The sequence below is a fragment of the Mycobacterium sp. genome, assembly GCF_032159775.1.
Lineage (GTDB): Bacteria > Actinomycetota > Actinomycetes > Mycobacteriales > Mycobacteriaceae > Mycobacterium.
In genome coordinates, this window is the sequence record NZ_JAVHWK010000216.1 from 1 (window position 1) to 9,477 (window position 9,477).

9 protein-coding genes are annotated in these 9,477 nt (G+C 66.8%); 7 read left to right on the plus strand and 2 right to left on the minus strand.

Annotated elements, in window-relative coordinates; genetic code table 11:
• The 4 genes from QOJ24_RS27295 to QOJ24_RS27310 form a co-directional block, all read left to right on the plus strand.
• Nucleotides 1-809, plus strand: an 809-nt coding sequence (locus QOJ24_RS27295; protein WP_526266775.1) for a thiolase family protein, incomplete at its 5' end; no start/stop codon positions are given.
• Between the two features lies 1 nt (nucleotide 810).
• On the plus strand, nucleotides 811-1,218 hold the full coding sequence (locus tag QOJ24_RS27300) for a Zn-ribbon domain-containing OB-fold protein (protein ID WP_526266777.1): 408 nt from the start codon (nucleotides 811-813) through the stop codon (nucleotides 1,216-1,218).
• On the plus strand, nucleotides 1,211-2,785 hold the full coding sequence (fadD1, locus tag QOJ24_RS27305; protein WP_526266779.1) for a fatty-acid--CoA ligase FadD1: 1,575 nt from the start codon (nucleotides 1,211-1,213) through the stop codon (nucleotides 2,783-2,785). Before QOJ24_RS27300 ends, fadD1 begins: the two co-directional genes overlap by 8 nt.
• Complete coding sequence (locus QOJ24_RS27310; protein WP_526266781.1) at nucleotides 2,782-4,101, plus strand: lipase family protein; 1,320 nt, start codon at nucleotides 2,782-2,784, stop codon at nucleotides 4,099-4,101. Before fadD1 ends, QOJ24_RS27310 begins: the two co-directional genes overlap by 4 nt.
• A gap of 323 nt (nucleotides 4,102-4,424) precedes the next feature.
• Here the strand turns inward: QOJ24_RS27310 and QOJ24_RS27315 are convergent, their stop codons facing one another.
• Nucleotides 4,425-5,681, minus strand: coding sequence for a cytochrome P450 (locus tag QOJ24_RS27315; RefSeq protein WP_526266782.1), 1,257 nt, complete (start codon nucleotides 5,679-5,681; stop codon nucleotides 4,425-4,427).
• A 63-nt stretch (nucleotides 5,682-5,744) separates the two neighbouring features.
• Here QOJ24_RS27315 and QOJ24_RS27320 point away from each other — a divergent pair, with 63 nt between their 5' ends.
• Genes QOJ24_RS27320 through QOJ24_RS27330 form a run of 3 tightly spaced genes read left to right on the plus strand, consistent with a single transcriptional unit; the run spans nucleotide 5,745 to nucleotide 9,137 of the window.
• Nucleotides 5,745-6,686 (plus strand): alpha/beta hydrolase, encoded by a 942-nt coding sequence (locus QOJ24_RS27320; protein ID WP_526266784.1) that lies wholly within the window; start codon nucleotides 5,745-5,747, stop codon nucleotides 6,684-6,686.
• A complete protein-coding gene (locus QOJ24_RS27325; protein WP_526266786.1) occupies nucleotides 6,683-8,272 on the plus strand; it encodes a flavin-containing monooxygenase in 1,590 nt (529 codons plus the stop codon). Before QOJ24_RS27320 ends, QOJ24_RS27325 begins: the two co-directional genes overlap by 4 nt.
• Before the next feature lie 55 nt (nucleotides 8,273-8,327).
• A complete protein-coding gene (locus tag QOJ24_RS27330; RefSeq protein ID WP_526266788.1) occupies nucleotides 8,328-9,137 on the plus strand; it encodes a DUF1206 domain-containing protein in 810 nt (269 codons plus the stop codon).
• A gap of 34 nt (nucleotides 9,138-9,171) precedes the next feature.
• Here the strand turns inward: QOJ24_RS27330 and QOJ24_RS27335 are convergent.
• On the minus strand, nucleotides 9,172-9,477 hold a 306-nt coding region (locus QOJ24_RS27335; RefSeq protein ID WP_526266790.1), incomplete at its 5' end, for a molybdopterin cofactor-binding domain-containing protein.

The window sequence follows — 9,477 nt, forward strand, 5'->3', positions numbered from 1 at the left end:
GCTGGTTCGGGGCGTCGAGCAACAACTACGGCTCCCCGCAGGCCGAGTTCGAGATTCCGTACGGCAACGTCGGGCAGAACGGACCGTACGCGCAGATCGCGCAGCGGTACGGCCACGAATTCGGCTACGACGCAGCAGCCTTGGCACGCATCGCGGTGCAGCAACGCCAGAACGCGTGCGCGCATCCCGGTGCGGTGTTCCACGGCAAGCCGATCACCGTCGACGAGGTGTTGAACAGTCCGGTGATCGCCGATCCGATTCACATGCTCGAGACGGTGATGCGGGTGCAGGGTGGCGCGGGCGTGCTGATCGCGAACGCAGACGTCGCGCGGCGGGCGCGTCATCGCCCCGTGTGGATCAGGGGGTTCGGCGAACACATTCGGTTCAAGACGCCGACATACGCCGACGATCTCATCCGCACGCCGATTGCGCGCGCCGCCGAACGGGCCTTCGCGATGGCGGGTCTGCAGCGTTCCGACATCGACATGGCGTCGATCTACGACTGCTACACGATCACCGTGCTGATGACGCTGGAGGACGCGGGGTTCTGCGGCAAGGGCAAGGGAATGGGGTGGCTGACGGAGCACGACCTCACCTTCCGCGGCGACTTCCCGGTCAACACCGCGGGCGGGCAGCTGTCGTTCGGGCAGGCGGGCATGGCGGGCGGAATGCACCATGTCGTCGACGGCGCGCGCCAGGTGATGGGCCGGTCGGGGGATGCTCAGGTGGCCGACTGCAACATCGCCTTCGTCACCGGTAATGGCGGCATCATGAGCGAGCAGGTGGCGCTGATCTTGAGGGGCGACTGACGTGACGGCACCATTGCCCGAGCCGACACCGGTGTCGCAACCGTTCTGGGATGCGTTGCGCGAGCACCGGATCCTCATTCAGTACTCGCCGTCGGCGGGCCGGTATGTGTTCTACCCGCGCACCCTGGCGCCGGGCACGCTGGCCGACGACCTGGAGTGGCGGGTGATCGACGGTGCCGGATCGCTGTACACCTACACGGTCGCGCGACGGCCGACCGGTCCGCCGTGGGCCGAGAAGCTGCCGCAACTGCTTGCCGTCGTCGAATGGGACGTCGGCCCGCGGGTGAGCACCGAACTCGTCGACGTCGAACCCGACGACATCCGGATCGGCATGCGGGTCACCCCCGTGTTCTGCGATGTGCCCGACGCGGGCGTCACGCTGCTGCGCTACCGGCCCGCCGATGTGTGAAACCGTGCAGCAGCTGCTGCGCTCGCGGATGGACGACGACGGCATCGCGATGATGCACGGCGACCGGACGTGGACCTGGCGCGAGCACCTGGCCGAGGCGGCGGCGGAGGCGTCGGCCCTCATCGATCAGATGGACCCGTTGCGGCCCGTGCATGTCGGTGCGCTGCTGGGCAATACGCCCGCGATGCTGCGGTCGATGGCGGCCGCCGCACTGGGTGGGTATGTGCTGTGCGGAATCAACACCACGCGTCGAGGCGACGGCCTGGCCACCGACATCGCGCGGTCGGACTGCCAGCTGGTCCTCGCCGACGCCGAGCACATGCCGCTCCTCGACGGCCTCGATCTGGGCGGCGCGCCGGTCGTCGATGTCGACGGGGCCGCCTACCGTGACGCGGTAGCGGCGGCGAAACCTCTTCAGCCCCACCGCGAAGTCGCCGGCGTGGATCCGGTCGTCATGCTGTTCACGTCGGGCACCAGCGGCGACCCGAAGGCGGTGCGGTTCGCCCATGCGATGGCGGTGCTGTGCGGTGCGAGCCTGGCCGAACGGTTCGAACTCTCCGCCGACGACGTCTGCTACCTATCGATGCCGCTGTTCCACTCCAATGGGGTGGCGGCCGGCTGGGCGGTGGCGCTTGCGTGCGGCGCGACGATGGTGCCCGCGAAGTTCTCGCCGTCGCGGTTCCTGCCAGACATCCGCCGCTACGGCGCGACGTACATGAACTACGTCGGCAAGCCGCTGGCGCTGGTGCTCGCGACACCCGAAAAGCCGGACGACGCCGACAACACGCTGCGGGCGGCGTTCGGCAACGAGGCCACCGAGCGCGACGTCGACGACTTCGCGCGACGGTTCGGGTGCAAGGTCGTCGACAGCTTCGGCTCAAGCGAGTTCGCCGTCGTCGTCATGCGCGAGGACGGATGCCCGACGGGATCGATCGGCAAGGGATATCCGGGCGTCAGCGTGTACCACGCCGACGCCGTGACCGAATGTGCGCCAGCGGTTTTCGATGAGCACGGTGCGCTGGCCAACTTCGACGACGCCGTCGGGGAGCTGGTGAACACCTACGGCGTCGGCGGCTTCACCGGGTACTACAACGACACCGCCGCCACCGAGGAGCGGATGCGGCACGGCATGTACTGGTCGGGCGACCTGGCCTACCGCGACGCCGACGGCTGGATCTACCTGGCCGGCCGCACCGCCGACTGGATGCGGGTCGACGGGGAGAACCTCGCGGCGGGGCCGGTCGAACGGATCCTGCAGCGGCTGCCGGAGGTCAGCCTCGTCGCCGTCTACGCCGTGCCCGACGAGGTCGTCGGTGATCAGGTGATGGCGGCCGTCGTCCTCAACGACGCAGCGACCCTGTCGCCCAAGCAGTTCGAGGGCTTTCTGGTAGCACAGCCCGACCTGTCGCCGAAGGCGTGGCCGAGGTACGTCCGAATCAATGACACTCTGCCGCAAACCGCCACCAACAAGATCCTCAAGCGCACGCTGATCCAGGAAGGCGTCACCGCCGGGGACGGCGAGTTGTGGGTGCGCGGCGCTCGCGGGCGGGAATACTTGGCGCAATGACCGTGCCACTGCCACCGGAGGCCTTTTATCCCATTCCGAGTGGCCTCCCCGTAGAAGTCACGCCGGCTCGGGCATTCGTGCCGCCGCCGAACGAAGACCCGTTCTACACCTATTCCGGCGACAAACCGCTCGAAGAGTGGCCGCCGGGCTCGGTACTCGCGACTCGCAACATTCCGTACCACATTCTGGGCATCCCGACTCCACTGAAGACCATTCAGCTGCTGTACCGCTCGACGAGCCAAACCGGCAGGGCGACCGCCAACGTAACCTCGATCATCCAGCCGGTGCACCAGCCCGATACGACGCGAATTCTGTCGTATCAGTCCGCCTACGACTCGCTGAACCGCAACGACCAGCCGTCACATGCGATCAACGGCGGCCGGACATTCGGTGGCCTCGTTCCCAGTGTCGAGCTCGCTGTGTTCGGAATCTTTCTCGCGCAAGGCTTCACGGTGATCGTGCCGGACACCGAAGGTCAGCGGGCTGACTTCGCCGCTGGCCCGGAATACGGGAAGAACACCCTCGACTCGATCCGCGCTGCGTTCAATGCGTCGGCGGTCGAGACCGCGAGCAACGCGAACGTCGCTCTACTCGGCTACTCCGGAGGCGCGATCGCCAGCGAGTGGGCTGCAGAACTCGCACCCTCGTACGCGCCAGATGTCAACGCCCGCCTGATCGGTGCCGCCATCGGTGGTGTGCTCGTGCATCCGGCGCACAACCTGCACTACGTCGAGAACACGTACATCTGGGCGGGCGTGATGCCGATGGCTCTCATCGGGATCGCGCGAGCGTTCGAGGTCGACTTCACCCCCTACCTCACAACCCGGGGTCTGGACCTGTACAACACCATGCAGAATTCGTCGATCGTGCATGTCCTCGGCCAGCCTCGGTATTGGCGGCTGAAATGGAGTGATCTCGTCATATCGGACTTCCCGACGCCGGAGAGCCTTCCGCTGTTCGTCGAGGTAGCCAACCAACTCATCATGGGCACTGGCGGCACGCCGACCATTCCCCTGTTCATCGGCCAGGGCGCCAACGGCTTTCCTGAGGGAACACCCGGCAACAAGCCGGGCATCGGCCGCGGCGATGGCGTGATGATCGCCGGCGACGTTCGCACGCTCGCGCGCACCTACTGCGCGCGCGGAACCGTCGTGTATTACGACCAGTACGAGCTTTTCAGCCATACCTCGGCCGTCGGGTTCTGGTTGATGCAGGCCATCGACTGGATCAACGATCGTTTTGCCGGACGGGCCGCGCCGAACAATTGCTCGTCAATCCCGGCGGGCAATGCGCTGGACCCGATTCCACTTCCCTAGCGGGCAGCCATAAACCGGTGAACCGCCTCGTAGGCGTTGGCCTCACTATGGCAGCCCGGACCGACACCTGCGGCGGTGCCCGCCTCTGGGCGACAAAGTCGCTAATACCAAACGTCTGCTAAGTACTACCGACAATGTCGCTGCGAGGCGGGCAGTTCGTCAGGTGGTCCCGGCTGCTCGCGCAGGGGCCACGGACGGTTTACGACCAGTTCGGACCCGCGCTCCATGCCAGACGCCCTCTCGTGAACCACGTCTTCCTCATGTGCGGCTCGTATCCGGCGCGCCTGCACAGGTCGACCATCCTCGGAAAGTTGGTGGCGCATTCACCGGTATTGGACCTGCCAGTGCTTGATGCCGTTGATCATGCTGTGCCGTAGGCGCTCGGGGGCGGAGACGGGCGTCAGCACGGGGATGTGGTCGGCGATCGCGTTGAACATCAGGTCGATCGTCATCCGCGCGAGGTTGGCGCCGACGCAGTAGTGCGCACCGGTGCCGCCGAAGCTCAAGTGCGGATTGGGTTCCCGCATGATGTCGAACGTGAACGGGTCGTCGAAGACATCCTCGTCGAAGTTCGCCGACCGGTAGAACAGCACCAGCCGCTGTCCCTTCTTGATCGGTACACCGCCGAGCTCGGTGTCGACAAGCGCGGTGCGCTGAAACGCGGTGATCGGCGACGCCCAGCGGATGATTTCGTCGGCGGCGGTCTTCGGCCGATGAGCCTTGAACAGCTCCCACTGGTCGGGGAAGTCGGTGAACGCCATCATGCCCTGGGTGATCGAGTTGCGGGTCGTCTCGTTGCCCGCCACGGTCAGGGTGACGACGAACATCCCGAACTCGGCCTCGGTGAGCTGGCCGTCGGCGTCGGCGTCGATCAGTGTGGTGACGATGTCGTCGCCGGGATCCTCTGCCTTGCGGGCGGCCAATTGCATGGCATACCAGATCAACTCGGCGGTTGACTGCAGCGGGTTGTAATCGGCGAATTCGGGGTCGTCGTCGCCTGCGATCATCTGGTTGGTCCAGTCGAAGAGCTTGCCGCGGTCCTCGAGCGGCACCCCGAGCAGCTCGGCGATGGCCAGCAGCGGCAGCTCGCGGGCGACCTGGAGAACGAAGTCGCCCGATCCTTCGGCGGCGGCCTGCGCGGCGATGCCCTGAGCCCGCGTGTTGAGCTCGGCGCGCAGCCGCTCGATAGCGCGCGGCGTGAAGCCGCGGGAGATGATCTTGCGCAGCCTGCTGTGCTCGGGATCGTCCATCATGATCATCGACGCGGCGCCCGCCTCGATCTGGCCCCCGCCACCGGTCACCTTGTAGCGCGGCACGATCGACTTCTTCTGCGACGAGAACACATCGCTGCGCAGCGACACCTCGCGGACGTCGCGGTGCTTGCTGACCACCCAGAAGCCGCCGTCGCCGAACCCGCCGACATCGGGTGGCTGCTCGTTCCACCAGATCGGTGCGGCGCGGCGGACCTCCGCGAGCTCCTCGGTCGGTAACCGGTGCGCGTAGATCTCGGGATCGGTGAAGTCGAAGCCGGGCGGCAGGTCGGGAGCGGTCTCGCGGACGCGAGGAGCAGATGGGTTCACGCGGACCTCCTCGGGCTGGCTTTCGTGATGGTAGCCAGCGATCGTGCATTACCGTTGCCGATCATGGAGGACGGCGTTGCGAAACTGATGCGCGCCATGAATGACACCTTCCCCGACCTCTCGACGATGTCAGCAGAGGAGGCACGGGCCGTGCTCGTCGGTCGCAGGCCGCCGGTGACGAACCTCGACGACGTGGCGAGCGCCGAGGACCTCCTCATCCCTGGCCAGGGCGGTGACCTGCGCGTGCGGGTCTACCGCCCGCATGTCGATCGCGATTCGCGTGCCGCGGTCGTGTTCGCCCACGGCGGCGGCTTCGTACTCTGCGATTTGGACTCGCACGACAGCTTCTGCCGCGCCATGTCGCGGCACACCGACACCGTGGTGGTGTCGGTGGACTACCGGCTCGCACCGGAGCATCTAGCGCCCGCCGCCGCGCAGGACGTGTACGCCGCGTGGTGCTGGACGATCGAGCACGCCGACGACCTCGGCGTCGATCCACGGCGGGTGCTGATCGCCGGGGACAGCGCCGGCGGCAACCTGGCCGCGGTCACCACGCTGATGTGCCGCGACCGCGGTGCGCAGATGCCCGCCGGGCAGCTGCTGATCTATCCGGTCATCGAGCCGTTCTTCGACACCGAGAGCTATCGCAAGTACTCGACGGGATACGTCAACACGCGCGATGCGATGCAGTACTACTGGCGGCAGTACCTCGACGACAAGATGCCGTCTCCGGAGTATCTGGTGGCGCCCGCGCGAGCCCAATCGCATGAGGGCCTGCCCCCTGCGATCGTGGTGACCGCGGGCTTCGATGTGCTACAGAGCGAGGGTGCGTCGTATGCGCAAAAGCTGCGGGCGGCGAATGTTCCTGTGCTGCACCGGGATTACCCAGGCCTTTTCCACGGGTTCCTGACGATGATGCCGTTCTCGGCGGGGGCTGCAGCCCGGGAACTGCTGTGGGCCGATATGGTGCGGCTGCTGGCAATCGATGTGGAGGCGCCCGCGTGAAGACCGACGCGATCGTGATCGGTGCCGGGTTCGCGGGGCTGTATGCCGTGCACCGTTGCCTGGCCGAAGGCATGACGGTCACCGGTATCGAGGCGGCCCCGAGCGTCGGCGGCACCTGGTACTGGAACCGCTATCCCGGGGCGCGCTGCGACGTCGAAAGCGTCGACTACTCATACTCTTTCGACGACAGCCTGCAGAGCGACTGGACATGGACGGAGCGGTTCGCGGCGCAGCCCGAGATCCTGGCGTACCTCGACCATGTCGCCGACCGGTTCGATCTTCGTCGGCACTATTTCTTCGACACCGAGGTGATCGGGGCGCGGTTCGACGCGGGCGAATGGGTGGTGCAGACGTCCACCGGGCAGACGCACCGCGGCCGGTTCCTGTTGTGCGCGACGGGCTGCCTGTCGGCGGTGAACCGTCCCGACATTCCCGGCCTCGACTACTTCGCCGGCGAGGTGTACTTCACCGCGGCGTGGCCGCGCGAGGATCCGCCGTTGCGCGGCAAGAAGATCGGCGTGATCGGCACGGGCTCGTCAGGCATCCAGGTGACGCCGATCCTCGCCGAGCAGGCCGAGTCGCTGGTGGTGTTCCAGCGTTCGCCCAACTACACGATTCCGATGCCGAACTATCCCTGGACGGAGGAGGACCTGCAACGGATCCGGCGGGAGTATCCGGAGCGCAGGCAGCGGTCGTCGTATGCGCCGTCAGGCACACCGCACGGCACGTACCACCAGAACGCACTCGACACCGACCCCGCCGAACGTGACGAGGCGATGTGGGCGCGCTGGCGCGACGGCGGGGTGCTGTTCAGCAAGACCTTCCCCGACCAGGGCTCGGTGCTCGCGGCCAACGACATTGCGCGCCGGTTTGCTGAGGACCGCATCCGCGACATCGTCGATGACCCCGCGGTCGCCGAGGACCTGATCCCCACCGATCACCCGATCGGGACCAAACGCATCTGCACCGACGCGGGTTACTACGCGACGTTCAACCGCGGCAACGTGCGATTGGTGAACCTGCGCCGCGAACCGATTCAGGCGATCACCACCGACGGCGTTCGGACGGCTGAAGAGACATACGACTGCGATGTGCTGGTGTTCGCGACCGGCTTCGACGCGCTGACAGGCGCGATGACGCGGATCGACCCGACGGGTCCGGACGGGCACCGGCTCTCGGAGCTGTGGGCGGACGGGCCCGTGACGTTCCTCGGCGTGATGGTGCCGCGGCTGCCGAACCTGTTCAGCTTCAGCGGCCCGGGCAGCCCGTCGGTGCTGGCGAACATGGTTTTGCATGCCGAGGTGCAGGTGGACTGGGCCGTCGGCCTGATGGTGGCGGCGAACATCCAAGGGATCACCGAGGTCGAACCGCGCCGCGACGCCGCGAAGGCATGGACGAAGCACGTCGCGGAGGCGGCGGAGCGGACGCTGTTCCCGCGAGCCGAATCGTCGTGGTATCTGGGATCCAACATCGACGGCAAGAAACGCGTATTCATGCCCTACATCGGCGGCTTCGGCAACTACCGGAAATCGCTGGACGATGTTGCGGCCCAAGGCTATCCGGGGCTGGTGCTCACGACGCGATGAACGGCGCAGCTCCAACGCTGTTTCGGCAGCAGCGCACTGGGTAGTCGACCCGGCCATGAGCTTCAAAAGCGCCGTCAACAGCGCCACCGGCAACCGAGCGCTGCAGAGGGTGGCGCGGGCCGGCTATCTGATCAGCGGCGCTCTGCACCTGCTGGTGGCGAGCATCATCATGCGGATCGCGTTCGGGCTCAGGGGGGAGGCGGATCAGACGGGCGCGCTCGCGACGCTCGCCAGCAGACCAGGAGGCACAGCGACGCTCTATGTGGTCACCGCGGGCCTGGTCGCGCTGGCGTTGTGGCGGCTCTGCGAGAGCGTGCTCGGATTGCATCCGGCCGAGCACCCCGACGCGCACAAGCGGAAATCGCCGATCGCACACCGGCTGAAGGCGTTCGGCCTGGCGTTGATCTACGGAGCGGTTGCGCTCACGGCCATCCAGTTCGCCCTCGGCGCGCAGGCCCGCGGCAGCAGGCAGACGGCAGGAGTGAGCGCACGGCTGATGCAGTCCGGCGGCGGGAAGGCCGCCCTGGTGATCGTCGGCTTCGTCATCGTGGGGATCGGCGGCTACTACGCCCAGAAGGGGGCGTCGAGGCGGTTCCTCAACGATCTGAACACCGACGGCGGCCGGCTGCTGACCGCGCTCGGCATCGTCGGCCATGTCGCGGAGGGTTTGGTGCTGTCGGCGGTGGGCATCTCCGTCATCGTGGCGACGTTTCTCGGCGATCCTGCCAAGGCGAGCGGGTTGGACGGCGCGGTCAAGGCCCTGGGCTCGACGCGGTTCGGCGGAGCGATATTGACCGCTGCCGCAGTGGGTTTCGCGGCATACGGCCTGTACAGCTTTGCGCTGACGCGCTATTCGCGGATGTGACGCGTGCGCCCGCGCATCAGCTCATCGAGCCCGGTCAAGGCGTCAGCAACGCGTCGCACATGACCGGCAGATCCCTGACCCGAACGCCGGTGGCGTGGTAGATCGCGTTGACCACGGCGGCTGCCGAGCCCACGATGCCGATTTCTCCGGCACCGCGCGAACCCATCGGGTTGGAGTGTGCGTCGACGCTGTCGAGCCAGATGGCGTCGATGTCGGGGATGTCGGCATGCGAGCTGATGTGATAGGTCGCCAAGTCCTGGGTGACGATGTGGCCGAAGCGATGATCGCGCACGCTTTCCTCGTGCAGCGCCATCGACAGGCCCATCGTCATGCCACCGAT

What these genes read in the sequence shown, in the direction of transcription:
- fadD1 (WP_526266779.1), top strand. Translation starts at nt 1,211, where the DNA reads ATGTGTGAAACCGTGCAGCAGCTGCTGCGCTCGCGGATGGACGACGAC.
- QOJ24_RS27310 (WP_526266781.1), top strand. Translation starts at nt 2,782, where the DNA reads ATGACCGTGCCACTGCCACCGGAGGCCTTTTATCCCATTCCGAGTGGC.
- QOJ24_RS27320 (WP_526266784.1), top strand. Translation starts at nt 5,745, where the DNA reads ATGGAGGACGGCGTTGCGAAACTGATGCGCGCCATGAATGACACCTTC.
- QOJ24_RS27330 (WP_526266788.1), top strand. Translation starts at nt 8,328, where the DNA reads ATGAGCTTCAAAAGCGCCGTCAACAGCGCCACCGGCAACCGAGCGCTG.